At 42.4% G+C, this 25595-nt stretch carries 27 protein-coding genes, 1 tRNA gene and 1 pseudogene; 26 read left to right on the top strand and 3 right to left on the bottom strand.

The window, feature by feature from the left end; all coding sequences use genetic code 11:
- Window positions 1-302: 302 nt before the first annotated feature.
- The 13 genes from QZ942_RS11525 to QZ942_RS11465 all read left to right on the top strand — a co-directional run bounded on the left by QZ942_RS11525 (window position 303) and on the right by QZ942_RS11465 (window position 11518).
- Window positions 303-1058: a hypothetical protein gene (locus tag QZ942_RS11525; RefSeq protein ID WP_292995704.1), complete on the top strand. Its 756-nt coding sequence runs from the start codon at window positions 303-305 to the stop codon at window positions 1056-1058.
- A gap of 87 nt (window positions 1059-1145) precedes the next feature.
- Window positions 1146-3053 (top strand): threonine--tRNA ligase, encoded by a 1908-nt coding sequence (thrS, locus tag QZ942_RS11520; RefSeq protein ID WP_292995702.1) that lies wholly within the window; start codon window positions 1146-1148, stop codon window positions 3051-3053.
- A gap of 55 nt (window positions 3054-3108) precedes the next feature.
- Window positions 3109-3663, top strand: coding sequence for a translation initiation factor IF-3 (gene infC, locus QZ942_RS11515; RefSeq protein ID WP_292995698.1), 555 nt, complete (start codon window positions 3109-3111; stop codon window positions 3661-3663).
- A 120-nt stretch (window positions 3664-3783) separates the two neighbouring features.
- On the top strand, window positions 3784-3981 hold the full coding sequence (rpmI, locus tag QZ942_RS11510; protein WP_292995696.1) for a 50S ribosomal protein L35: 198 nt from the start codon (window positions 3784-3786) through the stop codon (window positions 3979-3981).
- A 12-nt stretch (window positions 3982-3993) separates the two neighbouring features.
- Window positions 3994-4353, top strand: a complete 360-nt coding sequence (rplT, locus tag QZ942_RS11505) for a 50S ribosomal protein L20 (RefSeq protein ID WP_292995694.1) — start codon at window positions 3994-3996, stop codon at window positions 4351-4353.
- 110 nt (window positions 4354-4463) lie between these two features.
- Window positions 4464-5483, top strand: a complete 1020-nt coding sequence (gene pheS / locus QZ942_RS11500; RefSeq protein WP_292995692.1) for a phenylalanine--tRNA ligase subunit alpha — start codon at window positions 4464-4466, stop codon at window positions 5481-5483.
- A 42-nt stretch (window positions 5484-5525) separates the two neighbouring features.
- A complete protein-coding gene (gene pheT / locus QZ942_RS11495; RefSeq protein WP_292995690.1) occupies window positions 5526-7892 on the top strand; it encodes a phenylalanine--tRNA ligase subunit beta in 2367 nt (788 codons plus the stop codon).
- Between the two features lie 170 nt (window positions 7893-8062).
- Window positions 8063-8371, top strand: coding sequence for an integration host factor subunit alpha (locus QZ942_RS11490; RefSeq protein WP_090321981.1), 309 nt, complete (start codon window positions 8063-8065; stop codon window positions 8369-8371).
- The gene (locus QZ942_RS11485; RefSeq protein WP_292995688.1) at window positions 8349-8729 is read left to right on the top strand and encodes a MerR family transcriptional regulator; all 381 of its coding nucleotides are present in this window, start codon (window positions 8349-8351) and stop codon (window positions 8727-8729) included. Before QZ942_RS11490 ends, QZ942_RS11485 begins: the two co-directional genes overlap by 23 nt.
- Before the next feature lie 63 nt (window positions 8730-8792).
- Window positions 8793-8869 (top strand) — tRNA-Pro (locus QZ942_RS11480).
- Window positions 8870-8965: 96 nt separating this feature from the next.
- On the top strand, window positions 8966-9709 hold the full coding sequence (surE, locus tag QZ942_RS11475) for a 5'/3'-nucleotidase SurE (protein WP_292995686.1): 744 nt from the start codon (window positions 8966-8968) through the stop codon (window positions 9707-9709).
- Window positions 9710-9759: 50 nt separating this feature from the next.
- Window positions 9760-10422 carry a protein-L-isoaspartate(D-aspartate) O-methyltransferase gene (locus tag QZ942_RS11470; RefSeq protein ID WP_292995684.1) on the top strand — a complete coding sequence of 221 codons (663 nt, stop codon included), beginning with the start codon at window positions 9760-9762 and terminating at the stop codon, window positions 10420-10422.
- Between the two features lie 19 nt (window positions 10423-10441).
- Entirely contained in the window at window positions 10442-11518 is a 1077-nt protein-coding gene (locus QZ942_RS11465; protein ID WP_292995682.1) for a peptidoglycan DD-metalloendopeptidase family protein, read from the top strand.
- A 79-nt stretch (window positions 11519-11597) separates the two neighbouring features.
- Here the strand turns inward: QZ942_RS11465 and smbP are convergent, their stop codons facing one another.
- A complete protein-coding gene (smbP, locus tag QZ942_RS11460; protein ID WP_292995680.1) occupies window positions 11598-11954 on the bottom strand; it encodes a small metal-binding protein SmbP in 357 nt (118 codons plus the stop codon).
- 745 nt (window positions 11955-12699) lie between these two features.
- Here smbP and QZ942_RS11455 point away from each other — a divergent pair.
- From QZ942_RS11455 to QZ942_RS11435, 5 genes are all read left to right on the top strand, one after another.
- Window positions 12700-13926 carry a pyridoxal phosphate-dependent aminotransferase gene (locus QZ942_RS11455; protein WP_292995678.1) on the top strand — a complete coding sequence of 409 codons (1227 nt, stop codon included), beginning with the start codon at window positions 12700-12702 and terminating at the stop codon, window positions 13924-13926.
- Between the two features lie 90 nt (window positions 13927-14016).
- Window positions 14017-15330, top strand: coding sequence for a homoserine dehydrogenase (locus tag QZ942_RS11450; protein WP_292995676.1), 1314 nt, complete (start codon window positions 14017-14019; stop codon window positions 15328-15330).
- Window positions 15331-15448: 118 nt separating this feature from the next.
- Complete coding sequence (gene thrC / locus QZ942_RS11445) at window positions 15449-16867, top strand: threonine synthase (RefSeq protein ID WP_292995674.1); 1419 nt, start codon at window positions 15449-15451, stop codon at window positions 16865-16867.
- Between the two features lie 96 nt (window positions 16868-16963).
- A complete protein-coding gene (locus QZ942_RS11440; protein WP_292995672.1) occupies window positions 16964-17287 on the top strand; it encodes a hypothetical protein in 324 nt (107 codons plus the stop codon).
- 104 nt (window positions 17288-17391) lie between these two features.
- A complete protein-coding gene (locus tag QZ942_RS11435) occupies window positions 17392-18111 on the top strand; it encodes a DUF2971 domain-containing protein (RefSeq protein WP_292995670.1) in 720 nt (239 codons plus the stop codon).
- A 238-nt stretch (window positions 18112-18349) separates the two neighbouring features.
- Here QZ942_RS11435 and QZ942_RS11430 read toward each other — a convergent pair whose 3' ends face one another.
- Window positions 18350-18664, bottom strand: a complete 315-nt coding sequence (locus QZ942_RS11430; protein ID WP_292995668.1) for a hypothetical protein — start codon at window positions 18662-18664, stop codon at window positions 18350-18352.
- A 78-nt stretch (window positions 18665-18742) separates the two neighbouring features.
- On the opposite strand from QZ942_RS11430, the gene QZ942_RS11425 reads away from it, so the two are divergent.
- The 8 genes from QZ942_RS11425 to QZ942_RS11390 all read left to right on the top strand — a co-directional run bounded on the left by QZ942_RS11425 (window position 18743) and on the right by QZ942_RS11390 (window position 25130).
- Window positions 18743-19486 carry a heme ABC transporter permease gene (locus QZ942_RS11425; protein WP_292995666.1) on the top strand — a complete coding sequence of 248 codons (744 nt, stop codon included), beginning with the start codon at window positions 18743-18745 and terminating at the stop codon, window positions 19484-19486.
- Complete coding sequence (gene ccmD / locus QZ942_RS11420) at window positions 19450-19683, top strand: heme exporter protein CcmD (protein ID WP_366836434.1); 234 nt, start codon at window positions 19450-19452, stop codon at window positions 19681-19683. Before QZ942_RS11425 ends, ccmD begins: the two co-directional genes overlap by 37 nt.
- Window positions 19667-20116 carry a cytochrome c maturation protein CcmE gene (gene ccmE / locus QZ942_RS11415; protein ID WP_292995664.1) on the top strand — a complete coding sequence of 150 codons (450 nt, stop codon included), beginning with the start codon at window positions 19667-19669 and terminating at the stop codon, window positions 20114-20116. Before ccmD ends, ccmE begins: the two co-directional genes overlap by 17 nt.
- An 82-nt stretch (window positions 20117-20198) precedes the next feature.
- A complete protein-coding gene (locus tag QZ942_RS11410) occupies window positions 20199-22253 on the top strand; it encodes a heme lyase CcmF/NrfE family subunit (RefSeq protein WP_292995662.1) in 2055 nt (684 codons plus the stop codon).
- Entirely contained in the window at window positions 22250-22780 is a 531-nt protein-coding gene (locus QZ942_RS11405) for a DsbE family thiol:disulfide interchange protein (protein ID WP_292995660.1), read from the top strand. Before QZ942_RS11410 ends, QZ942_RS11405 begins: the two co-directional genes overlap by 4 nt.
- A 14-nt stretch (window positions 22781-22794) precedes the next feature.
- On the top strand, window positions 22795-23325 hold the full coding sequence (locus QZ942_RS11400; protein ID WP_292995658.1) for a cytochrome c-type biogenesis protein: 531 nt from the start codon (window positions 22795-22797) through the stop codon (window positions 23323-23325).
- Window positions 23322-24662 carry a c-type cytochrome biogenesis protein CcmI gene (gene ccmI, locus QZ942_RS11395; protein WP_292995656.1) on the top strand — a complete coding sequence of 447 codons (1341 nt, stop codon included), beginning with the start codon at window positions 23322-23324 and terminating at the stop codon, window positions 24660-24662. Before QZ942_RS11400 ends, ccmI begins: the two co-directional genes overlap by 4 nt.
- A gap of 6 nt (window positions 24663-24668) precedes the next feature.
- Window positions 24669-25130 carry a peroxiredoxin gene (locus QZ942_RS11390; protein ID WP_292995654.1) on the top strand — a complete coding sequence of 154 codons (462 nt, stop codon included), beginning with the start codon at window positions 24669-24671 and terminating at the stop codon, window positions 25128-25130.
- A 69-nt stretch (window positions 25131-25199) separates the two neighbouring features.
- Here the strand turns inward: QZ942_RS11390 and QZ942_RS11385 are convergent.
- Window positions 25200-25499, bottom strand: a pseudogene (locus QZ942_RS11385) (transposase); the annotation flags it as partial.
- Window positions 25500-25595: the final 96 nt, after the last annotated feature.

Genomic DNA, 25595 nt, shown 5'->3' with positions numbered 1-25595 from the left:
TGGCAGCGGGTAAGTTAGTATTGCAGAAAGAAGAGGATGGTGGTAGTGGAGATGAGGAAGAAGACGAAGACGAAGATGATGCAGCGGGTGGAAGTGAAGTAGAAGCTGAATCTCAGGGTGATGAGGATGACGAGGATGAGAAGTAATTGTCTTGAGGTTAACTGTAAAATAATAAGAGATTGAATTTATTTTTATATTTATGCATTATTTTTAGGTAAATAAATGCCAGAATATTTTTAATAAAATTGAGTAAGCCCGCCTATGGCGGGTTTTTTATTACATTGAAGTTTTATGTGTGCAATATGCTGAATCATTTCCCAAAGATTGATGTTAATTATCCTCATAGAAATAGAGATTATTTTATAGCAGGTTTTACTTTCTTCTGTGTTGCGCTGAGCTTGGTAATTGATGGTAGTGCAAGCTCTGAAACCCAAAAACAGTTAGGTGTTATAGCTTGGATCTTTCTAATTGGATTACTAGTAGGGGAGAATAAAGAAGTAAGAATGCAAGTTATAGTTGCCGTGGCATTTGCTACCGCCGGAGAGCACTTTGCTTCGATTTATATGGAAGGGTATACCTATCGATTTGGAAATGTACCTGCGTATGTTCCACCTGGCCATGGAATGGTATATTTGACGGCTGTAGCGCTTGCGCGGTCAAAACTTTTCTTAATGAATGCTAGAAAACTGGCTATTTCTGTTATTGTAATTGGCGGTTTGTGGTCACTGTGGGGAATTAGCGGCATACCGGAGCAAGGGGATCAGGTAGGTGCATTTTTATTTTGTATTTTTGTAATTTGCTTATTCAAAGGTAGATCTCCGATGGTTTATCTGGGGGCCTTTTTTATCTGTACTTGGTTGGAAATTATTGGTACAGCAGCTGGAACGTGGAAATGGGCATCAATTGAACCTATTTTTAATTGGACCCAAGGAAATCCGCCCAGTGGCGTCGCTGCATGGTATTGCTTGGTTGATGCAGTAGCCATTGGCTTTTCACCAAAAATTCTAAACGGTTTGCAAAAAGTGAATAACTGGTATAAAACATCACTGAGTAAATAATTATTTGCGAAATAGATTCTAGAAAGTATGAGATAGCTTATAAAAGTTTCAATTTTTGTTAAACATAATCACTTGAAAGGAATGTTTGTGACTGTTGTTCGTTTACCAGATGGATCTGAGCGTATTTTTGATCACCCTGTGACTGTGCTAGACATTGCTACGGCGATTGGCCCAGGTCTTGCTCGCGCAGCAATTGCTGGAAAAATTAATGGAAAATTGACTGATGTATCCAGCCAAATTGAAGGAGATTGCGATCTTGCTATCATTACAGAGAAAGATACTGAAGGACTGGAAATTATCCGGCATTCCTGTGCGCATTTGTTGGCTCATGCGGTAAAAGAACTTTTTCCTGAGGCGCAAGTTACGATTGGACCAGTAATTGACGATGGATTTTATTATGATTTCTCTTATAAGCGACCATTTACTCCAGAAGATTTGACCGCGATTGAAAAACGCATGCTTGAAATTAGTAAACGAGACTTAAAGGTAGAACGAAAAATATTGGAGCGCACTGAAGCAATTAATTTTTTTAAACAGCAAGGCGAACACTATAAGGCGCAGATAATCGAATCGATACCAGGCGATCAAGATCTGTCTCTTTATTCTCAAGGTAATTTTACCGATCTTTGTCGAGGACCGCATGTTCCAACAACTTCAAGGATAAAAATTTTTAAACTCATGAAGGTGGCAGGAGCTTATTGGCGAGGCGATTCAAATAATGAAATGCTTCAGCGTATTTATGGAACCGCTTGGATAAATAAGGATGATCAGAAAAACTACTTGCATTGTTTAGAAGAAGCAGAAAAAAGAGATCATCGAAAACTTGGAAAACAACTCAATTTGTTTCACGCACAAGATGAAGCCCCTGGTATGGTATTCTGGCATCCCAAAGGGTGGGTATTGTGGCAACAAATAGAGCAGTATATGAGGAATATATTGAATCAAAATGGCTATCAGGAAATACGAACCCCGCAGATTTTGGACAAAGATTTGTGGGTGCGATCAGGGCATTGGGAGAATTTTCGCGAGAATATGTTTACTACCAATTCGGATGAGCGTGATTTTGCTATCAAACCGATGAATTGCCCCGGACACGTACAGATATTTAATCAGGGATTGCGAAGTTATCGTGAGCTTCCTATAAGATTGGCGGAATTTGGCTCATGTCATCGAAATGAGGCGTCGGGGGCGTTGCACGGTATTATGCGAGTACGTGCATTTACTCAGGATGATGCACATATTTTCTGCACAGAAGATCAAATACAAGATGAAGTTGTCAGGTTTATCGATTTGTTGAAAGTTGTCTATTCGGATTTTGGCTTTAAAGAGCTTCTGGTTAAACTTTCAACACGTCCACAAAAACGTGTCGGGTCAGAAGCGCAGTGGGATGAATCAGAAGCAGCACTTAAAGCAGCGCTGAATGAAGCTAAGCTTGAATGGGAACTGCAGCCAGGAGAAGGTGCATTTTATGGACCAAAAATTGAATTTTCATTAAAGGATTGTATTGGACGAGTGTGGCAATGCGGTACACTACAACTGGATTTTTCTATGCCGGAGCGTTTGGGTGCTGAATATGTAGCAGAAGATAATTCACGACAGGTGCCAGTTATGCTGCATAGAGCTATTCTTGGATCGCTGGAGAGATTTATTGGCATATTAATAGAAAACTATGCGGGGGCATTACCTCTGTGGTTATCGCCTGAACAGGTGGTTGTATTGAATATTTCTCGTACGCAGATTGATTATGCACAGGAAGTGACTGCTCAATTAAAGCAACATGGCATTAGAGCCAGCTTAGACTTGAGAAATGAGAAGATAACCTATAAAATTCGCGAGCATAGCTTGCAGAAGCTTCCTTATCAAATTATAGTCGGAGACGAAGAAGTGCGAACAAATATGATTGCTGTTCGTAATCGTGCAGGTGAGAATCTTGGTCAGTTAACATGCCAGGCTTTTTTGGAACGTCTTAAAGAAGAGATTTCTTTAAAATTATAATTAATTTCTTTAATAAACTAATCTTGGAGAATTTGCCATAGCTCAGGAAAAATCAGTGCGCATCAATGAAGAGATCGATGTGGCAGAGGTACGTTTAATTGGTGTGAATGGAGAGCAAATTGGTATTGTTACGCTTGCTGGTGCAATAGTTTTAGCGGATGAAGCTGGGGTAGATCTGGTTGAAATCGCACCGACAGCGCAGCCGCCTGTTTGCCGTTTGATGGATTATGGTAAGTTTCGCTATCAGGAAAGCAAGAAAAAACATGATGCGAAATTAAAACAAAAACAAGTTCAGATTAAAGAGATTAAATTTAGACCTAATACGGATGAAGGTGATTACAATATTAAATTAAGAAACTTAACTAATTTCCTCAATGAAGGGGATAAAGTTAAGGTAACATTGCGTTTCCGTGGACGTGAAATGGCACATCAAGAATTTGGTATGCGATTATTAGAACGTGTGAAAGGTGATTTAGAGTCTTTTGCGGTAGTGGAACAATTCCCCAAAATGGAAGGACGGCAGATGGTTATGGTATTGTCGCCTAAAAAGAAAGATGTTAAAGCCGATAAATCAAAAGCAGCAGAGGAAGATTCATCAGTAGCATCATAGTCGGACTTAGTTGCTCATAAATTTTTTTGTTGTAAATTATGTGAAAAATAAGTGATCACCAGGTTTTGGAAGTTTTTCAATGATGAAAACACCTGGCTTCATGTCAAATGAGGAGTAGTTATGCCCAAAATGAAAACTAAAAGTGGCGCCGCAAAGCGCTTTAAGTTTAGGGCGAGTGGGAGTATCAAACGCTCGCAAGCCTTCAAACGTCATATCTTGACTAAGAAAACCACTAAAAATAAGCGCCAATTACGCGGTATTGCTGCTGTCCATTCCACTAATACTGCATCCATCCGCGCTATGATGCCGTACGCATAAGGGAGAACGATCATGCCAAGAGTTAAACGTGGTGTAACCGCTCATGCGCGGCACAAGAAAATATTAGATTTGGCCAAAGGCTACCGCGGACGTAGGAAGAATGTTTATCGCATAGCCAAGCAAGCCGTTATGAAAGCCGGTCAATATGCGTACCGAGATCGTCGGCAACGTAAAAGACAGTTCCGCGCTTTATGGATTGCACGTATCAATGCGGCTGCTCGTGAATGCGGATTGTCGTACAGTGTATTTATGAACGGTCTCAAGAAAGCAAGTATTGAAGTCGATAGAAAAGTTCTGGCTGATTTGGCTGTATTTGATAAGAATGCTTTTGAAAAAATCGTGCAACAAGCAAAAGCCAGTCTAGCCACATAATTGGTTGTAAAAAAGAGATACTGGGAGGCCGGGTAAAACCTGAGCCTCCCTTTTTCTTGTGAAATTAATCGATATGGCACCGGTTCTTTAACCTGAGATACTGAATTTACATGAGAAATTTGGAAGAAATTATTAGCGAAGCAACAAGCCTGATGGATGGCATCGAAGATCCGATTGAATTGGAAAATGTGAAGGCGCGTTATCTCGGTAAGAGTGGTGTTCTTACTGAATTACTCAAAGGATTAGGAAAGCTTCCTGTCGAAGAGCGCCCTGCCATGGGAAGTCAAATAAATGAAGCAAAAAATCGATTGGAAGAAACACTTAAAGGCCGCCGGAATGCTATTCAAGCAAAGGAGCTGGAAGCTAAATTAACCGAGGAGGCTTTGGATGTTACTCTGCCTGGCAGAGGGATGGGAGTCAGTGGCTTACATCCAGTAACGCAAACTTTAATGCGAATTGAAGCACTATTTCATTCGATCGGTTTTAATGTGGTTTCGGGGCCTGAAATAGAGACTGATTTTTATAACTTTACTGCTTTAAATATTCCAGAGAACCATCCTGCCCGGGCAATGCATGATACATTCTATATTGATAATGGCAACTTGCTACGCACACATACATCGCCGGTCCAAATTCACTATATGCAGAATAACCAACCACCAATAAAAGTAATTGCACCTGGGCGGGTTTATCGATGCGATTCTGACGTGACTCACACGCCAATGTTTCATCAGGTTGAAGGCTTATGGATTGATGAAAATGCCAATTTTTCTGCATTAAAAGGCATTCTGTCTAATTTTATGGCTCATTTTTTTGAGCGTGATGACCTGCCTGTAAGATTCAGGCCATCCTTTTTCCCATTTACTGAGCCTTCTGCTGAGATGGATATCGGCTGTGTCATGTGCAATGGTAAAGGTTGTCGCATCTGTAGTCATACAGGTTGGCTGGAAGTGCTCGGATGTGGAATGGTTCACCCAAATGTATTAAGCCACGTAGCAATTGATAGTGAACAATACATTGGGTTCGCTTTCGGGATGGGGGTGGAGCGTTTGACAATGCTCAGATATGGTGTAAATGATTTGAGGTTGTTTTTTGAAAACGATTTGCGCTTTCTTAAACAATTTAATTGAAACTGATTATCTTACCTATTTTATTAAGAACAGCAGATTCTCATGAAATTCTCTGAAAACTGGCTACGCAGCTTCGTTAATCCTCCTCACTCGAGTGAGGAGCTTGCCCATGTACTAACGATGGCAGGAATTGAGGTTGAAAGCGTTGAACCGGTAGCAGCGGTCTTTGATAAAGTCGTTGTAGCTGAAGTTCTCTCAGTCGAGGAACATCCAACAGCAGACCGGCTAAAAGTGTGCAATGTCAAGATAGGAAAAACAGCGGAAGAGGTATTGCAAATTGTTTGCGGCGCACCCAATGTAAGCACTGGCGTGAAAGTACCCTGTGCATTAATTGGCGCAAATTTGCCGGGTTTTACGATCAAGAAAACGAAGCTGCGTGGCATCGACTCAGCTGGCATGTTGTGTTCGGCTAAAGAATTAGGTATCAATGAAGTGGCTGATGGTTTGTTATTACTTCCCGATGAAGCTCCGGTAGGCACAGATTTTCGTGGTTACTATGGACTTGATGATCGCATTTTTACATTAAAACTAACACCTAATCGCGCTGATTGTCTTGGCGTGCTCGGTGTGGCACGCGAAGTGGCGGCTATAACAGCAGTCGAACTGCTTTTACCAGAGATAAATTCTGTTTCTAGCCAAACTGAAGATACGCTAGCAGTGCAGGTAATTGCCTCTGATGCTTGTCCGCTGTATTGCGGCCGGATATTGCGTGGCATTAATCTCGATGTGTTAACGCCCTTATGGGTGACACAACGACTGGAACGTAGCGGAATCCGGTCTATTAATCCAGTAGTCGATATCACTAACTATGTATTACTGGAAACCGGACAGCCCATGCATGCTTTTAATCTGGCCAAGATTACCGGTGCTATTCAAGTTCGCTACGCGTTTTCTCATGAAAGCATAGAATTGTTAAACGGCAGTCAAGTCAATTTAAATCCAGAAATGCTGTTGATTGCAGATGAGCATAGACCGCTAGCGTTAGCCGGGATTATGGGTGGACTGGATAGTGGTGTGACGCAAGGTGCGACAGATATTTTTCTCGAGAGCGCATTCTTCAGTCCGAATGCGATCAGTGGTAAATCATTTCAACTTGGGTTCAGTTCTGATTCTGCTTATCGTTTTGAACGTGGTGTAGACTTTGCTGCGACCAGAGATGCATTGGAACGCGCTACTTACCTGATACAAACTGTCTGCGGTGGTCAAGCAGGCCCAGTGACTGAAGTAAAACATAAATTGCCGCAGCGATCTGTTGTTAATGTGCGTATTAATCGGATAAAACGAATATTGGGTATCGACGTCAACCAGCAGCAAGTAAATGATTATTTTAAGCGCTTGGGATTTGAATTTTCAGTGAAAGCAGATACTTTTAATGTAAAGCCGCCATCCTACCGTTTCGATTTGGCGATAGAAGAAGATTTTATAGAAGAGCTGGCGCGCATTTATGGTTATGACCATATACCTGTCCATTTCCCGCATGCAGATATGGCGATGCTACCAGCATCCGAAACAGAGCGTTTTCCGATGGAGATAAAGCAATTATTAGTAGCTCGCGATTATCAGGAAGTTATCAACTATGCTTTTGTGGATGCGGATTGGGAGCTTGATTTTGTCAATAGCAGTACGCCAGTTACATTAAAGAATCCGATTGCGAGTCAAATGAGTGTAATGCGGAGTACATTGATAGGCGGTTTGATATCCAATTTGCAATTTAATTTAAACCGGAAACAAACCAGAGTACGCCTATTTGAAATAGGCTGCTGTTTTGTCAGAGAGGGCGAAAGTGATTGTAAGCAAGTAGAAAGAATTGCAGGACTCAGTTATGGAGATGTCGTATCGGAGCAATGGGGGGTACCAGCGAGAAATGTTGATTTTTATGATGTTAAAGCAGATGTAGAAGTTTTATGCAGAGGACGGACTATTTATTTCAAGAAATTCCTCCATCCGGCATTGCATCCAGGTAAATCCGCGCAAATTTGTATTGAAGACAAATCAATCGGCTGGTTGGGTGAGTTGCATCCCCGTTGGCAGAAGAAATATGGGTTGCAAAAAAACACGATATTATTTGAAATAAGTTTAGAAAATCTAAAATCTAAATCTTTATCTGTTGCTAAGGAAATTCTTAAGTTTCCGCCGGTGCGGCGTGATATCGCAATAATTGTTGAAAGTGATATTAGCGTACATTCAGTTTTGGTCTGTTTGTTTGCGGAAAAATCGGCGATTGTATCGGATATTTCATTATTTGATATTTATCGTGGCAAAGGCATGGAAAATACCAAAAAAAGTCTTGCATTCCGTGTGTTGTTACAAGATACTGAGAAAACATTGACGGATGAAGAGGCTGATTTCGCTGTGACAAACTTAATTGAAGTTTTAAAAAATAAATTTGGCGCAACTTTACGTAATTGATATCTGCATCGATTGATTGTTGTTGGGATTTGATTAGTTAATTGGATTTATTCTTCGTAGATTTACTTATGGGATAAATTATTAATCTGTCTTATAAAAGCGCCATTGTTTAATGAATCTAAATATTGTTGAGTTAGAGCTATAAAATTAATAACGTGATGGAGTGAAGTATGGCATTAACAAAAGCTGAATTAGCGGATTTATTGTTTGAGAATGTGGGACTTAATAAACGTGAAGCAAAGGATATGGTTGAGTCTTTTTATGAAGAAGTGCGTACAGCTCTACAAAATGGAGAGGGAGTGAAACTGTCGGGCTTTGGTAATTTCCAACTACGCGCTAAACCGCAACGTCCGGGCAGAAACCCAAAAACAGGAGAAGAAATTCCGATTACGGCGCGTCGCGTAGTAACATTTCATGCCAGTCAGAAGTTAAAAGCTTTGGTTGAGAAGAATTATCATGGAAAACAAAAAAGTAAATAATCCCCCGCTTCCAATTCCGGCCAAACGGTATTTCACAATTGGAGAAGTGGGCATTCTTTGTGGTGTTAAGCCGCATGTATTACGTTACTGGGAGCAAGAGTTTACGCAGCTAAAGCCTGTCAAGCGTCGTGGTAATCGTCGTTATTATCAGCATCAAGAAGTGTTGTTGATACGACGTATCAGAGAATTACTTTACGATCAAGGTTTTACAATCAATGGGGCGCGTAATCGTTTGGATCATAGCGAAAATAAGCTGCCTCCAATAGAAGAAGTTATTGTTAGTCCGATATCCACAACAGCAGATTTAGGCCATGTTCGGCGTGAAATTAAAAATATTGTGTCGCAATTGCTTTCTTAAAGAAAATATTTTTCAGTAATAGTTTATAAAGTTTGGGTATTTTGTTTGTTATAATTTACTGTTCGGGGCGTAGCGCAGCCTGGTAGCGTACTTGCATGGGGTGCAAGTGGTCGGAGGTTCGAATCCTCTCGCCCCGACCATTTGATAGATACTCTTCTTGTTAAATATGATTGATACTGAGCTTAATGTGCAGGAATATCCGTTTGACCACCGGTGGCTAACATAAACTTATAAAAATGCGCATATTGCTTAGTAATGATGATGGATATTTTTCGCCTGGTCTCGCATGTCTTGCTGATGTACTTTCAGAAATTGCAGAAATCATAGTTGTCGCACCCGAAAGGGATCGCAGTGGGTCCAGTAATTCGTTAACATTGGATCGTCCGCTAAGTTTGCATAAATCCCATAATGGTTTTTACTATGTCAATGGAACACCAACAGACTGTGTTCATCTGGCAGTGACCGGTATGCTTGATGTAATGCCGGATATGATCATTTCTGGCGTGAATAGTGGTGCTAATATGGGTGATGACACGATTTACTCAGGCACTGTTGCTGCTGCTACAGAAGGTTTTCTACTCGGAATTCCTTCACTGGCTGTTTCTTTGGTTGGCGCATCGAATGAAAATTACTTAACGGCCGCACGTGTGGCTGCTGATATGGTGAAACGGTTCAGAGAAAATGATATTCAGAGTCCGGTTTTATTAAATATTAATGTGCCGGATATCGAATATCAGAAACTTGAAGGGATTGAAGTTACTCGTCTCGGGCGACGCCATAAAGCAGAGCCGGTGATCAAGTCGACAAGTCCCCGTGGAGAAATTCTATATTGGGTTGGTGCGGCAGGTGCCGCACAAGATGCAGGAAAGGGTACGGATTTTTATGCAATTCAGCATAATCGGGTTTCGGTAACCCCGCTACAGATTGATCTAACACGATATGATCAGTTGGATCTCATAACAAGTTGGCTTGATATCTAGGTAGGTACTTGTTATGTTTGAGTGATTTGAAATTTTATGGATACTAATTGGTGAATGTTCGTCATTCTGGAATTGGTATGACTTCTCAGCGCACACGTATGCGAATGATTGAACGCTTACGTGCACAAGGAATTTCTGATGAAGTGATTTTATCAGCTATAGGTACAATTCCTCGTCATATTTTTGTTGAAGAAGCTTTGGCAAGCCGGGCTTATGAAGATGTTTCTTTACCCATAAATTACGGACAAACGATATCCAGCCCATGGATTGTTGCGCGTATGAGTGAGCTATTACGTGCAAATTCTATTTTGGGTAAAGTACTGGAAATTGGGACGGGTTGTGGCTATCAGACCGCTGTGTTGGCGCAGATTGCGCAAAAAGTTTACTCGATAGAACGTATTGGGCCATTATTAACACGTACCCGAATTCGACTGCAGGAATTGCAGATCAGAAATGTTTATTTGAAGCATGCGGATGGTTTGTTAGGGCTTACGGAAGCAGGGCCGTTTGATGGTATTATCATGACAGCAGTGACAACCCACGTTCCTGCTTCATTACTGGAGCAAATGGTTGTAGGTGGCAGGATGGTTTTCCCCAAAGGAACTCAGAAACAGAATTTATGTATTATTGAACGGAATTCCCAAGGTTATACTGAAACTGTATTGGAAGAGGTGAATTTTGTACCCTTACTAGCAGGGGTTGTAAAAAAATAGCGGTGTAGGGAATATTAAAATGAAAAATGATGCAACGATCAGGCTGAGCGATATTGATATCTGTAAATATCTCGTCAAGATATTTATTGCTTTATCAAGGCGGCCACAATCATTACCTTTTAGTTTTTATTTGCCGCTTGCCCTCTTTTTACTTGTTGCGTGCAGTACAACACAGCCGCCAGTGCCAGTCGTCGATAGTGTAAAAAGCGGTTCATCGGGACCCGCAAAACCAATTGGATCAAGTAATTCAGATAATCAGTTTTATATCGTGCAAAAAGGGGATACTTTGTACGGCATTGCACTAAATCATGGTATTGATTTTAAGAAATTGGCAGAGTGGAATGATATTGCTGACCCCAAGACTATCCGGCCGGGGCAGAGGATTAATCTGTCAATGCCAGCGAGAGATTCGCAACCTGAGCTGTTTGCTTTGCCCCAGCAACCGATAGCAACGACGATTGACCCGGCCATACATCCGTCTGATCCAAAAAATGTAATTCCTCAAGAAAGTAATAATATTGTCAATGCAGGTAAAGTGAAAACAAGCCCTAAAGCGCTTAAATTGCCTTTCTCAGAGCAAAATGCGGCTCGATTACAATACCCAGCAAAAAGCCCGTTGCCAGCGGCACAATCTTCTCCCGTTCCATCAACGACAGCAGAGAAAAATACGAGAATTGAAATGGCACATCAACCTGAGCCATCAAAACAGGATAAGGCATCCGATCGTTCTAATGCCGAATGGATATGGCCGACAACGGGGAAATTGTTATCATCTTTTTCAAAAAATTCCAAAGGCGTAAAAATATCGGGACAGGCAGGGCAACCGGTTCTAGCATCCGCTGCAGGCGAAGTAGTTTATAGTGGCCATGGTTTACGCGGCTATGGAAATCTTATTATTATCAAGCATGACAATACATTCCTCAGCGCATATGCGCATAATAGTAAGCTTCTGGTCAAAGAAGGGGAAGCAGTAATAAAAGGCCAGAAAATTGCAGAAATGGGCAATACAGACACGGATACAATTCAGTTACATTTTGAGATACGAAAACATGGCAAGCCGGTAGATCCACTGGAATATTTGCCACACCAATCATAACCAACATCAGATAAGTATGTTTAGAAAAGCGGATAGTCCTTTGGGGCTGTCCGCTTTTTTATACCTGCGGATCTATTTTTTACTCGGCAGTTGCATCTTGCATATGCTTTAACGCTTCTGTCGTATGCTTAGTCGCTACATCTGCATGACCCTGCTTCGCATGCGCAATGGCTTCCTCCAGATGCTTGATTGACTCAGTCATGTGTTGGTGTGCTTCGGCATACTCCTTTTCAGCAGCTTTTGCATGCTTAAGACTCTCTTGCGCATGTTCCAGCAATACTTTGGTATGACCTGCATCACCATGCGTTTTAGCTGATTCTGCATGTTCTATAGCTTCGGCAGCATGCTGATTTGAATTGGATGCGATTGCCGGAGAACTGAGATAAAACGCTAATGCACTGATCGTCATAATACTTATGGTTTGCTTGAGTTTCATAATGTTACCTCCGTATTGATTGCGTTATGTTATGCGGCCACCGAGATGGATCACTCGTAATTTATTTATAGCATAAATTCTGAGTATTCTGGATTTAATCATTCACTGAGCCCTTTGTGTGGTGAAAAGCATATCAGGCTGGCTTAGATAATTTAAGGAAGCTCTGATTAAGTCCTTCGACAGGATGAACGGTAATATATTGATTCCGTTCGTGGTGAGATGTCGAACCATGAATGTAATCAACTTAATCAGAGCTCTTTTAATATGCCGACTAACTATGTTTAGTTGGGTACTGTTTTCTGTTTGATACAATTCCGGTTGATACCTACATTCTAAGAATTGAAATAATTGGATTTATTTCAATTACTTCAGAACCCTTCAGACAAAGCGCCACCAGAAATTCTTAGAAATCTTTAAGCGAGGGTAAGTGCCGAGCTGAGACTGAGCGTCCTTCCCAACAGACTCGTTCATAGCACAGAAATCAATTCAAAAATGGCAACTTGGCGATGCAATCATTGCTGGCCGCAATATCAGTTTTATCCTCCGAATCCTATTGCGACTTATGTATCACTTCAGAATTTGGCAAGAGCGTTCTAGATAAGCGATCAATGATGGAGAACTTCTTCTTTTCGACTAAAGAATCACAGGGATTACGTATATAATGCTGCATTTAGTTGACTAGAAAACCTACTGTATCGCAGGTCCTGAATTTTTATTCGATTTCCGTGAATGTTTTTACCCAATCATGCGCCCAATTTTAAAATCCAGTAAATTAACAAATGTTTGTTATGACATTCGCGGTCCGGTGATGGAACGCTCCAAGCAAATGGAAGAGGAAGGTCATCACATTATCAAGCTGAACATTGGTAATCCGGCGACGTTTGGTTTTGATGTGCCCGAGGAGATCCTGCAGGATGTGATTCGCAATTTGTCGGATGCTTCCGGGTATTGTGATTCCAAAGGGCTGTTTGCCGCGCGTAAAGCGATCATGCATTATACGCAGGAAAAGCAGATCAAGAATGTGCAACTGGATGATATTTTTATTGGTAATGGCGTATCCGAGCTGGTGGTGTTGACGATGCAGGCGCTACTGGATAATGGCGATGAAGTACTGATTCCGATGCCGGGTTATCCGTTGTGGACTGCTGCAGTTGTTCTCTCGGGCGGGAAGGCAAAACATTATCTGTGTGACGAAGCATCCGGCTGGTTACCCGATCTGGATGATATCCGCGCCAAAATTACACCTAGAACACGCGCAATCGTCATCATCAATCCGAATAATCCTACCGGTGCACTGTATCCGAAAGAGTTGTTGCTGGAGATTATTGAGATTGCTCGTCAGCATCAATTGATCATCTATGCCGATGAGATTTATGACAAGATTTTGTACGAGGATGCGACCCATACATCTATTGCTTCATTGGCTGACGATGTGTTGTTTGTTACGTTTAATGGCTTATCAAAAAATTACCGCGCAGCGGGCTTTCGCTCTGGCTGGGCTGTGGTTTCGGGTGAAAAGAATCATGCGCGCGACTACATTGCCGGGTTGAATATGCTGGCTTCTATGCGATTATGCGCCAATGTGCCCTCACAATTTGGTATTCAGACGGCATTGGGCGGTTATCAGAGTATTTATGATTTGACGCTACCAACTGGCCGGCTGATGCGTCAGCGCGATGTGGCGTGGAAATTATTGACGGATATTCCTGGCGTAAGCTGTTTTAAACCACAAGCGGCGTTGTATTTGTTTCCGCGTTTGGATCCTGAGATTTATCCCATTGAGGATGATCAGAAATTTGTACTGGATCTTTTATTGGAAGAAAAGGTTTTATTGGTTCAGGGTAGCGGTTTTAACTGGCGGCATCCGGATCATTTCCGCGTGGTCTTCTTGCCGAATGTGGATGACTTGACCGAAGCAATGGGCCGCATTGCACATTATCTTCAACGTTATCGAAAACGATACGGCACATAGACCGGAACGTTTTAACTGTTTATTTCTTGCCTTTTGGCTCATATAATCCGGTAACCGGTTATTCAATCAGTTTTTTAACTTTTAAATTTTATGAAACCCATCAATATTGGTTTGTTAGGAATTGGCACTGTGGGCGGGGGTACATACACCGTTCTCAAACGTAATCAGGAAGAAATAGCCCGTCGTGCGGGACGTGAAATCAAAGTCACCATGATCGCCGACCGGGATTTAGACCGGGCGCGCAGTTTTGCCGATCACGATGTGATTGTGACCGATAACGCACATGAGGTCACAACGCATCCCGACATTGATATTGTGGTTGAGCTGATCGGTGGTCAAACGATTGCCAAGGATTTGATACTCGAAGCGCTTGCTCACGGTAAACATGTTGTCACGGCGAATAAAGCCTTGCTGGCAAACCACGGCACCGAAATATTTGCAGCTGCGCGTGCAAAGGGGGTGATCATTGCTTTTGAAGCCGCAGTAGCTGGCGGCATTCCGATTATTAAAGCGTTACGCGAGGGATTGACCGCTAATCGCATAACCTGGGTTGCCGGGATTATCAACGGCACTTCGAATTTTATTTTGTCGGAAATGCGTGAGAAAGGATTGTCCTTTGAACAGGTTTTAGCGGAAGCGCAAAAGCTTGGTTATGCTGAGACGGATCCGACATATGATATCGAAGGCATCGATGCTGCCCACAAAATTACACTGATGTCGGCAATTGCCTTTGGTATACCGGTGCAATTCAGCAAAGTGTATACCGAAGGGATTACCAAACTGACCGGCGAAGACATCCGCTATGCCGAACAACTCGGTTACCGGATCAAACTGCTGGGAATTACCAAACGGGTGGAAAAAGGTATCGAATTACGTGTACATCCTGCGCTCATTCCGGTGCGGCGCTTGATCGCCAATGTTGAAGGTGTGATGAATGCCATCGTGGTCAAGGGCGATGCGGTAGGCGCGACACTCTACTATGGTGCCGGAGCGGGCGCAGAACCAACGGCCAGTTCGGTGATCGCGGATCTGGTCGATGTGACGCGCTTGCATACTGCGGATCCGAAATATCGAGTACCGCCGCTGTCATTCCAACCCGATTTGTTGTCCGATACACCGGTGATTCCGATGGAAGATGTGGAAACGTCTTATTATCTGAGAATGCAGGTGATTGATAAACCCGGTGTGATGGCGGAAATTACACGTACCGTGGCGGAGAATAATATTTCTATTAGTGCGCTGATTCAGAAGGAACCGAGCAGCGATTCGGATCGGGTTAGCATTATTATGCTGACGCACCTGACGGTGGAGAAAAATATCAACGCGGCCATTGCCCGTATTGAGTCCTTGCCGGTGGTGACAAGCAAGGTGATCCGTATTCGTATTGAAGAATTAAATAATTAGGAATCGAACCCTTGAAATGGATTCAGTGATGACATTGCTCCATTTTTCAGACACTGCTCCTGTTTTTTAACGCTGTTGTGTGATGCAATAGCCTTTACTGAACTCATAAAAATCAAGCATGCGTTATATTTCAACTCGTGGTGGAATGCCACCCAAATCTTTTTCTGAAATCCTGTTAAGTGGCTTGTCTCCTGACGGTGGATTGGCGATGCCGGAAGTGTATCCGCAAATTACCGCAGCAGAATTGAATGCGTGGCGTGGCTTGAGTTATCCAGCGCTTGCGTTCGAAATCCTGTCGCGCTTTGTCGATGATATTCCGTCGAACGATTTGCGCAATCTGATTCATCAAACCTATACTGCCGAAGTGTTTGGCAGTGCGGATGTCACGCCGCTTAAAACGCTGGAGCCGGGTTTGCATATTCTGGGATTGTCCAATGGGCCGACGTTGGCGTTCAAGGACATCGCGATGCAGTTGCTTGGCAATTTGTTTCAATACCAACTGGCCAAAACCGGTGACGAGCTGAACATTCTCGGTGCGACCTCGGGTGATACCGGTTCCAGCGCCGAATACGCCATGCGGGGTAAACACGGTATTCGTGTTTTCATGCTGTCACCTTTAGGAAAGATGAGTCGCTTCCAGACGGCGCAGATGTTTTCGCTGCAAGACAAGAACATTTTTAATATCGCTGTTCGTGGCGTGTTCGATGATTGTCAGGATATCGTGAAAGCAGTCAGTAATGATCACACCTTCAAGCAAGCACACCGGATCGGCACGGTCAATTCGATCAACTGGGCGCGCATCGTGGCGCAAGTGGTGTATTACTTTAAAGGCTATTTTGCCGCGACACAAAGCAATGACGAACAAGTTTCTTTTGCCGTGCCGTCCGGTAATTTCGGCAACATTTGTGCCGGGCATGTGGCGCGAATGATGGGTCTGCCGATTAAACATTTAATTCTGGCGACCAATGAAAATGACGTGCTCGACGAGTTCTTCAGAACCGGCGTTTACCGGCCTCGTGCCACCACGGAAACTCAGCACACCAGCAGCCCATCGATGGATATTTCTAAAGCATCGAACTTTGAGCGCTTTATTTTCGACCTGACCGGCAGAAACGCCAATCAGGTTGCTGAATTGTGGTCAGCAGTGGACAAAGGCAATGCCTTTGATTTATCCACCACACCACTATTTGCAAAAATCAAGGATTACGGCTTTGTGTCCGGCAGCAGCAGCCATGCAGCACGGATTGCCACGATTCGCGACATCTATCAGCGCTATCACGTGCTGGTCGATACGCATACCGCAGATGGCCTGAAAGTTGGACAAGCGCATCGGGAAGCGGGTGTGCCGCTGATTTGTTTGGAAACCGCACTGCCTGCGAAATTCGCCGAAAGTATCCAGGAAGCCATTGGCCACGAACCGGAACGTCCGGCCGGTTTTGAGGATCTGGAGAGTTTGCCGCAGCGGTTTGTGGTTAAGGATGCGGATGTGCAGGTTGTGAAGGATTATATTGACGAGCAATGTAAAGGGAGCTTGTAGGGCGCAATTCATATTGCGCCGTTGCTGGTTTCTGGCACTTATCTATTTTTTCATAGAAACGGCGTATTGTGACATTAGTCAAGATAGGAGCGAATAATGAAGTTTTTTTTAGTTGTTTTTTTATTAACCACATCATTTTTAGCATTAGCTAATGAATCTATAATTACAGATGCACAAGAAGCTATTAAATCTCAACTGAAGGACCCTTATTCTGCTGTATTCGATGATATTTATTTGGGAAAAGCAGAAAATGGTGCTCCTGTAGTATGTGGAACAATTAATGCTAAAAACAGCTATGGAGGGTATACCGGCAGGAAAAATTTTTATTACCTTGATGCCGCCCCAAGACCGATATTAAGCATCGAGGGAGAATCTTCTATCTTTTCTGTTATATATGAATCATTTTGCTTAAGAAATTGATACATTTAAGGTAGTAAAGTAGGGCGCAATTCGTATTGCGCCGAACGATGGATGGTGGGACGCGCTTTGCTTATTGGTACCCTACTTGTTGTGGATATTTGTTCATGATTGTTTATCATTTCACCCCTTCCGAATTCGCCCTAAAAGCATTGCGCGACCGTCGTTTGAAAATTTCGCGCATCAACGAACTGAATGATCCGTTTGAATTTTGTGCTGTTGATTTTTCCGATAGCGATACCCGATCCAAGCTGGAGACATTCAGAAATCAAATGAATGCGCGCTATGGCGTCATTTGTTTTTCAGAACACTATCGAGATCCCGTGCTGTGGAGTCACTATGCCGATGGTCATCGCGGTGTTGCCTTAGTGTTTGAAATTCCCAATGACGATGCCATTCACATTGATTATCAGCCAGAGCGCTTTAAATTGGATGTCGATGTCGCCATTAAGCGCGGTGGTTTTGCTGAATCCGATTTAGGTCAATTAATCTCGACAAAATTTTCAAGTTGGCATTACGAAAATGAAATACGAATGATGTGCGGTTTGAACGATCACTTTTGTCAAATCGACTCAAAAGGAAAAAAGGTTTACTTTGAATCATTAAGCCTGGAATCTTTTGGTGTGGATGCGTTGAAGCTAATTGGATTGATCCGCGGCACCCGGTGTGATTTGACTCCTATGGATATTGCGAGCGAATTACTGGCAGCGGATACGCTTTCAGTTCAGGATACCCAATTGGATTTGTCGTCCTTTCAAATCATTTCCAGTAAAACTTATCCGGTCAATGGCGTGCGATCGTTTTCTGCTTGTTGCTTTAGGGTTTGATTACGATGGGATTTAATAATTCTATATAACGCAGCCCGCGTAGGGCGCATTATCAATGCGCCGAACTTATTTATAAAACGATCTCATGCACCCACCCGGTGCATTGCACTTATGCTTAATGCACCCAGTATATTCCAATGCAGAAATGAATCTGAAGGAAAGGTTTTGAATCCGAATAACTGAACTGTTTTACTGATTCGATTTGGTTGATAGGGGTTTGCCTTGCTAATTATATTTCTTAAGCCTGTTTCCTGATTAATGCAGAGATATCTTTAAACAGCTTTTTCATTGCGTTGTTCAATACCAAGGCAGCATCATTGTCACTCATTTTTGCTGCTTGCGCATCCAATTGTTCGAAGGTCATGCAGGCTTTGAGATACTGACTAGCATCGGGTATTGATTTGAATTTTTCATACAGTGTTTTCATGTCCTTGTAGCGGTATTTCTTGCGCTCCATTTCCGCTACCGCGAGCTGACTTCGGCGCTCTAAAAGAAGAGAATAAAATTCAATCGCAGAATTTGGGTAGTAGAAAGCAATTCTTGATTTTGTCATTTTAGTATAGAATTGGCGATTACAAAATTCTGGGCTGAATCGGAAATGAAATTTAATAAAGAATTTTAAAATATAAATATGGCTATTAATTGGTTCAAATATTCCTCTCCTGCTAGTTTTTATTCACTGGCGGGAAAAATGATTCCGATATTTGTTTTTGTTGCGCTCATATTATTGGCAGCAGGGCTTTATGTTGGTTTCTTTGTAGCACCCACTGATTTCCAGCAAGGCGAAGCTTATCGGATTATTTTTATTCATGTGCCTGCAGCATGGATGTCGATGTTTCTCTATGTTGTAATGGCATTCTGGGCAGGTATTGGCCTGGCTTTTAATACACGGCTTTCTTCCATGCTTGCTACAGCGATTGCACCCACAGGCGCTATGTTTACCTTTATTGCATTATGGACAGGCGCACTATGGGGAAAACCAATGTGGGGAACATGGTGGGTATGGGATGCGCGATTAACGTCTGAGTTGATTCTGTTTTTTCTTTACATCGGTTTTATGTCTCTACAAGCAGCCATTGATGACCCTCGCCGTGCAGATAAAGCTGGTGCAATCATCGCTTTGGTAGGCGTGGTCAATATCCCAATAATCTATTTTTCAGTGCAATGGTGGAATACCTTGCATCAAGGTGCATCGGTCAGTGTTAATCAAGCACCTGCAATGGCGAGCACAATGCTGACGGGGATGCTTATTATGGTATTTGCAAGCTGGATGTATTCCATTGCAGTCATACTAAAACGTACACGTATCATTATTCTTGAGCGTGAAAGTCATACAGCATGGGTGGCAGAGTTACAAAAGAAAGGGGCTATGTGATGAACTGGTCAAATTGGTCAGAGTTTTTTGCGATGGGCGGATACGGGCTCTATGTTTGGGGTTCATACGCTGTGACTTTCATTTGTGTATTCGGTGAAATTTTTCTAATTTCAAACCGTCGCCGAACTTTAGAGAGACAGTACGGTCTCATTAACGGCCTAAATAAAAAAGAGATAAATAATGAAACCACGTCATAAGAAACTTTCAATTATTATTGCAGGGGTTGCTGCATTAGGTGTCGCTTCTGTTTTAGTACTGAACGCCTTCCAAAGTAATCTGGTTTTTTTCTTTAGTCCATCGCAAGTTGCTGCAAAAGAAGCGCCTATTGGAAAAAGCTTTCGTATTGGTGGGTTAGTAGAAGCAGGTAGTGTTAAGCGTGAAGACAGTAGTACAACGGTACGCTTCGCGGTGACCGACACAGCTAAGACGATCCCAGTAGTATACACAGGTATCCTTCCAGATTTATTTAGAGAAGGTAAAGGCGTTGTCGCGCAGGGAAAAATATCTGCCGATGGTATTTTTATGGCAGATGAAGTGCTTGCTAAGCACGATGAAAATTATATGCCGCCTGAAGCTGCAGAAGCTTTAGAGCAGGCTGGTAAAGCACAGAAAGCCTCCTTGGCACGATAAAGGTTTCTTCAGGAATTTCTTGCTTATCCCTGAACATATCATAATTTAATCCTGAATAATCATTAACTTATAAGATATAATCATGATCCCAGAAATTGGTAATTTCTCTTTAATACTTGCGCTGCTATTGGCTTTAATCCAAGGAACACTACCTATTATTGGTGCAGCACGTAATATCCCATCATGGATAGCACTAGCGAGACCGGTGGTGCAAGGACAATTTGTATTTGTTTTAATAGCATTTTTATGCTTAGGGTATTCGTTTGTTAGTAGCGATTTTTCAGTAATGAATGTGGCAAAGAACTCAAATTCTGAACTGCCCTTTCAGTTCCGGGTGGCTGCTACCTGGGGTTCCCATGAAGGATCCTTATTGTTATGGGTATTGATGCTTGCCGGCTGGTCTGTTGCGGTTAGCGTCTTTAGCAAGCAACTGCCGGATGACATTGTAGCGCGAGTTCTTGGTGTGCTGGGATTAGTGAGTGTAGGCTTCTTGTTATTTATGTTGTTTACTTCAAACCCATTTGATCGGCTATTACCAGCAGCATTAGAGGGTAGTGATTTAAATCCATTGTTGCAAGACGCTGGTATGGTGATACATCCACCCATGCTCTATATGGGATATGTGGGTTTTTCAGTTGCTTTTGCTTTTGCCATCGCAGCCTTGCTAAGTGGAAGACTGGATGCGACTTGGGCACGGTGGTCTCGACCCTGGACACTTGTTGCCTGGGTATTTTTAACGATAGGAATTATGCTGGGTAGTTGGTGGGCTTATTATGAGCTGGGTTGGGGTGGTTGGTGGTTCTGGGATCCTGTAGAGAATGCATCATTTATGCCTTGGCTGGTTGGTACGGCACTGGTTCATTCATTAGCAGTTACCGAAAAACGTGGCAGCTTCAAAAGCTGGACAGTTCTGCTGGCGATAAGTACATTTGCATTAAGCTTGTTAGGAACATTCCTGGTGCGCTCGGGTGTACTGACTTCAGTGCATGCTTTTGCGACAGATCCTGCGCGTGGCGTATTTATCCTTGCATTCTTGGTCATTGTCATTAGTTGCTCGTTGTTATTGTTCGCGTGGCGAGCGCCTAAAGTTGGTTTGGGTGGCAAGTTTGATATGTTGTCACGTGAATCATTGTTATTGGCTAATAACCTATTATTATTGGTAGCAGCAAGCAGTGTTTTACTCGGAACACTGTACCCTTTAATTATTGACGCACTTGGACTTGGCAAACTATCGGTTGGCCCGCCATTTTTTGAAGCTGTATTCGTACCAGTTATGACACCAGCTATTTTTCTTATTGGCGTTGGTCCTATTTCGCGTTGGAAACAAATGAGTCTGCCTACATTAGCAATTCGATTACGTTGGGCTTTTGCTGTCAGTGTAATTTCTGCCTTGATCGCACCATATTTTATGGGTGAATGGAAACCGCTGGTTAGCTTCGGCTTATTGTTGGCTTTCTGGATCATAGTATGTGCTTTTGTTAATATAAAGCATCGAATAAATAATAGTGGGCAAGGTAGTTTATTTTCCCGGCTAGTCAAACAATCCAGAAGTTATTATGGAATGCACTGTGCTCATTTAGGCGTAGCCGTCTTTATTATTGGTGTAACCCTGGTGAATAGTTATGAAACCGAAAAAGATGTGCGGATGGACATTGGAAGCAAAGTAACGGTTGGCGGGTATACATTCCAGTTTAACGGAGTAAGTGATGTCGTAGGCCCTAACTACAAAGCGGTGCGTGGCGACATTGCTGTCATTCAAGATGATAAAGTTATTCGTGAATTACATCCTGAAAAGCGTACATATAACGCGTCAGGTATGGCAATGACTGAAGCGGCCATTGATACGGGTATATTCCGGGATCTTTATGTTGCGCTAGGTGAGCCTTTGGCCAATAATGCCTGGGTGGTTCGTGCTTATCACAAACCCTTTGTGGATTGGATTTGGTTTGGATGTCTCTTGATGGCAATAGGTGGCATTCTATCTGTAACTGATCGCCGTTATCGTTTGAAGATAAACAAAACCAGTTCTGTTAGTGTAAAGAATACAGTGGTAGAAAGTTTACAAGAAGAAATTCCAGTAACAGCTGCTCCTACAGTAAGTAATGCTGTATTGGCAACGGAGACTAGAAAAGCATGATGCGATATTTAATCCCATTAGTTGCTTTTATAGTGCTTGCAGCATTTTTGCTGGTTGGTTTGACATTAAACCCACGGCAAGTTCCATCCCCGCTTATTGATAAACCAGCACCAATATTTCAGCTTAATCATTTGCATGAACCCGATAAACAGATGGCATCTAAAGACAATCTTGGTAAAGTCTGGTTGCTGAATGTATGGGCATCATGGTGCGTGGCTTGTCGTGATGAGCACCCCTTGCTGGTTCAATTGGCTAATTCTGGGATTGTTCCGATATATGGTTTAAATTACAAAGACGAGCGTACTACGGCGTTGCAATGGCTGAAACGCTATGGCGACCCATATACGATTAGTATCGTTGACCCTGATGGAAGAGTTGGGATTGATTATGGTGTTTATGGTGTTCCTGAAACTTATGTGATTGATAAAAAAGGTATTATAAGACATAAACAAATTGGCCCAGTAACAGTGGATTCATTACAAAAAACGATCATTCCTCTCATAATTGAGTTACAGAAGCAAGCCTAGGTAATTGATTTCATATGTTTAAAAATAATAATTTGTATTGCTTTGTCGCATCGCGGCAATTTAATGGAAAAAAATGGTTGATTTTTATTTTATTTTTATTCCTTATTACCCCATCAGTTGGTTGGTCAAAAGAAGCTGTTCCAGTAGCAGAGGATCCAGTGATCGAGAAGAGGATGCTGGCGTTAACAATGGATTTACGCTGCCTGGTTTGTCAGAATGAGTCTATTGCTGACTCTCGTGCTGATTTTTCTAATGATATAAGACGCGAAATCCGTGAACAAATTAAGGCAAATAAAACTGACCAAGAGATTGTTCAGTTTTTAGTTGACCGGTATGGGGATTTTGTTCTTTATAACCCGCCAATGAAACCCACGACAATGCTTTTATGGTTTGGCCCGGTGATTTTATTCGTAATTGGATTGGGATCACTGATAGTTTATCTAAGACGCCGTCGTGTACAAATCGAGGATGTATCGCTCTCTCAAGTGCAACTTGAGAGAGCTGAAGCTTTACTGAATAAAAATAAAAAAGGTAAGAACGTATGACGTCATTTTGGGTTATTTCTGGTATTTTTATCGTAACAGCTTTGCTATTCATTATTCCAACGCTATTAAGGAATAGAGATGCTCAGCTTGAAAATATAGAACATGATGCTGTAAATATAACGGTTTATCGTGATCAAATCGCTGAGCTTGATAATGACTTGGAAAATGATATCCTGACCCAGGAACAATATAACAAAAGCAAACAAGAGCTACAGCAACGTATGTTGCAAGATGTTTCTGAGAGAGAAGAAATGGTTATCAAGAAAAATAAAAAAATTCATAATATTGCGATATCAACCTTTATAGCATTGACTTTACCACTTGCTGCAGTTTTTCTGTATATGGTTATTGGTGATACGCGAGGATTGTTGCCGCAAGCACAGCTTGCCAATGCAACCCAAATGAATCGTGGAAGTGGTAGCGACTCACCCGCAGGGCATGACAATTTTTCTTCAGTTCTAGAAAGTCTTATCGCACGATTAGAAAAAAAACCTGAAGACATAGAAGGATGGGTAATGCTGGGCAGAACCTATGCAATTATGGAGCGCTATGCTGAAGCCAGTAATACTTATGCAAAACTGGTAGAACTGGTTCCAGATAATCCGCAAATACTCAGCGACTATGCTGATGTACTGGCAATGAAGAATCAAGGAAATCTGAAGGGTAAGCCTACTGAATTGATTTATGAAGCATTGCGCATTGATCCAATGTATCCAAAAGCCCTGGCATTAGCAGGGACTGTTGAGTTTGAGCAAGAAAAATTCGAACAAGCAGCAGCGCATTGGGAGAAATTATTGGAAGTGATTCCTGCTGACTCCCAATTGGCTAAATCAGTTAAAACCAGCATTGCAGAAGCTAAATTATTGGCATCTGGTGGTAAAGGAATAGCAACGGAACCGGAACAGCAAGCTAAAGCAACAACTTCACAGCATGCAACCGATGCTCAGTCGGAGAATGTCACTTTAGATTCAACTGCTGCAACTGAGCCAGTATTGCTTTCAGTTTCTGGTCAGGTAACCATTAGTCAAGAATTGGCATCAAAAGCCTCACCGAATGACACTTTGTTTATCTATGCACGGGCCAAAGCAGGACCTAAAATGCCCTTAGCGATATTACGCTTGAAGGCAAGGGATCTTCCAGCCACATTTACATTGACTGATGATATGGCCATGACACCCACCATGAAAATGTCTAGCTTTCCTGAAGTGGTTATTGAAGCAAGAATTTCTAAATCAGGCCAAGCTGTTCCTGCAAGCGGAGATCTTCAAGGGTTTAGCGACCCCGTCAAAATCGGCAATAATACAATTGCAGTAGTGATCAATAAACAAATTCCATAATTAGTCATGCTAACACTTGGTCATTTGGTAAGTGATTTTGTATTGCCTTCGACTGGCGATAAGGAATTTTCACTGATCGCCAACGTTGGAAAGAATCTGGTTATTTATTTTTATCCAAAAGATGACACACCAGGCTGTACAACGGAAGGTCAGGATTTCCGTGAACATTGGCAGGCTTTCACTGAGAGAAACTGTGTAATTGTGGGTATTTCTCGTGACAGTGTTAGATCGCACGAAAATTTTAAGGAAAAAATGCAATTTCCTTTTGAGCTGTTAAGTGATGGGGATGAGAAAGTTTGTAAGCTATTTGATGTTATTAAAATGAAAAATATGTATGGCAAGCAAGTTCTTGGTATTGAACGTAGTACCTTTGTTATAGATACCCAAGGTATATTGAGAAAAGAATGGCGCGGTGTCAAAGTGCCAGGCCACGTACAAGAAGTTTTGGATTTTGTTATTACATTATAATAGCGTACATAAATTGTAGTTATCAACAGATTTTAGGTTTTGACAGGATACCCTGGCCCTAGTAGTCAGTCAGTTTGGAAAACGAGGATGCAAACGTGTCAGTTTGCGACGAGCATCCTGAGAAGTGAAGCGCCAATTGACGGGAGCAGCTTTGGCATTGCGGGCATTGACATTTGCTTCTACTTCGCGGCGCAGATGATCTTTGTCTGGAATGCGTTGTGTCAGGCATATGTTGGACAACACAGCCAGCTCGATTTCGGCAATGTTTAACCAACTGCCGTGCTTGGGGGTGTAATGGAATTCCAGTCTTCGCGCCAAATCGTGCGTTTGTTCGGCTAGAAAGGCCTCGTAGAGGGATCCGATTTTGTGGGTGTTAAGGTTTCCAAAACCACTCGAATAACGCCGGCCTGCGGATAAATATCGGCAATGTGCTCATGCACTGGGCAAACTCTATCTTGATGCGTC

It is taken from the genome of Nitrosomonas sp., assembly GCF_021731985.1.
Classification (GTDB): domain Bacteria; phylum Pseudomonadota; class Gammaproteobacteria; order Burkholderiales; family Nitrosomonadaceae; genus Nitrosomonas.
Note: the sequence above shows the minus strand (reverse complement) of the source record. Positions and strands in the feature narration are given on the sequence as shown.

Bases quoted from the DNA above. Each gene is read 5' to 3' on its own strand.
- QZ942_RS11455 (WP_292995678.1), top strand. From the start codon at position 12,700: ATGCGCCCAATTTTAAAATCCAGTAAATTAACAAATGTTTGTTATGAC.
- thrC (WP_292995674.1), top strand. From the start codon at position 15,449: ATGCGTTATATTTCAACTCGTGGTGGAATGCCACCCAAATCTTTTTCT.
- QZ942_RS11430 (WP_292995668.1), bottom strand. From the start codon at position 18,664: ATGACAAAATCAAGAATTGCTTTCTACTACCCAAATTCTGCGATTGAA.
- ccmD (WP_366836434.1), top strand. From the start codon at position 19,450: ATGGGTGGCAGAGTTACAAAAGAAAGGGGCTATGTGATGAACTGGTCA.
- QZ942_RS11425 (WP_292995666.1), top strand. From the start codon at position 18,743: ATGGCTATTAATTGGTTCAAATATTCCTCTCCTGCTAGTTTTTATTCA.
- QZ942_RS11435 (WP_292995670.1), top strand. From the start codon at position 17,392: ATGATTGTTTATCATTTCACCCCTTCCGAATTCGCCCTAAAAGCATTG.
- surE (WP_292995686.1), top strand. From the start codon at position 8,966: ATGCGCATATTGCTTAGTAATGATGATGGATATTTTTCGCCTGGTCTC.
- rplT (WP_292995694.1), top strand. From the start codon at position 3,994: ATGCCAAGAGTTAAACGTGGTGTAACCGCTCATGCGCGGCACAAGAAA.
- QZ942_RS11490 (WP_090321981.1), top strand. From the start codon at position 8,063: ATGGCATTAACAAAAGCTGAATTAGCGGATTTATTGTTTGAGAATGTG.
- ccmE (WP_292995664.1), top strand. From the start codon at position 19,667: ATGAAACCACGTCATAAGAAACTTTCAATTATTATTGCAGGGGTTGCT.
- pheS (WP_292995692.1), top strand. From the start codon at position 4,464: ATGAGAAATTTGGAAGAAATTATTAGCGAAGCAACAAGCCTGATGGAT.
- pheT (WP_292995690.1), top strand. From the start codon at position 5,526: ATGAAATTCTCTGAAAACTGGCTACGCAGCTTCGTTAATCCTCCTCAC.
- QZ942_RS11410 (WP_292995662.1), top strand. From the start codon at position 20,199: ATGATCCCAGAAATTGGTAATTTCTCTTTAATACTTGCGCTGCTATTG.
- QZ942_RS11465 (WP_292995682.1), top strand. From the start codon at position 10,442: ATGAAAAATGATGCAACGATCAGGCTGAGCGATATTGATATCTGTAAA.
- QZ942_RS11525 (WP_292995704.1), top strand. From the start codon at position 303: ATGCTGAATCATTTCCCAAAGATTGATGTTAATTATCCTCATAGAAAT.
- QZ942_RS11485 (WP_292995688.1), top strand. From the start codon at position 8,349: ATGGAAAACAAAAAAGTAAATAATCCCCCGCTTCCAATTCCGGCCAAA.
- QZ942_RS11400 (WP_292995658.1), top strand. From the start codon at position 22,795: ATGTTTAAAAATAATAATTTGTATTGCTTTGTCGCATCGCGGCAATTT.
- smbP (WP_292995680.1), bottom strand. From the start codon at position 11,954: ATGAAACTCAAGCAAACCATAAGTATTATGACGATCAGTGCATTAGCG.
- QZ942_RS11405 (WP_292995660.1), top strand. From the start codon at position 22,250: ATGATGCGATATTTAATCCCATTAGTTGCTTTTATAGTGCTTGCAGCA.
- QZ942_RS11440 (WP_292995672.1), top strand. From the start codon at position 16,964: ATGAAGTTTTTTTTAGTTGTTTTTTTATTAACCACATCATTTTTAGCA.
- QZ942_RS11390 (WP_292995654.1), top strand. From the start codon at position 24,669: ATGCTAACACTTGGTCATTTGGTAAGTGATTTTGTATTGCCTTCGACT.
- QZ942_RS11450 (WP_292995676.1), top strand. From the start codon at position 14,017: ATGAAACCCATCAATATTGGTTTGTTAGGAATTGGCACTGTGGGCGGG.
- rpmI (WP_292995696.1), top strand. From the start codon at position 3,784: ATGCCCAAAATGAAAACTAAAAGTGGCGCCGCAAAGCGCTTTAAGTTT.
- ccmI (WP_292995656.1), top strand. From the start codon at position 23,322: ATGACGTCATTTTGGGTTATTTCTGGTATTTTTATCGTAACAGCTTTG.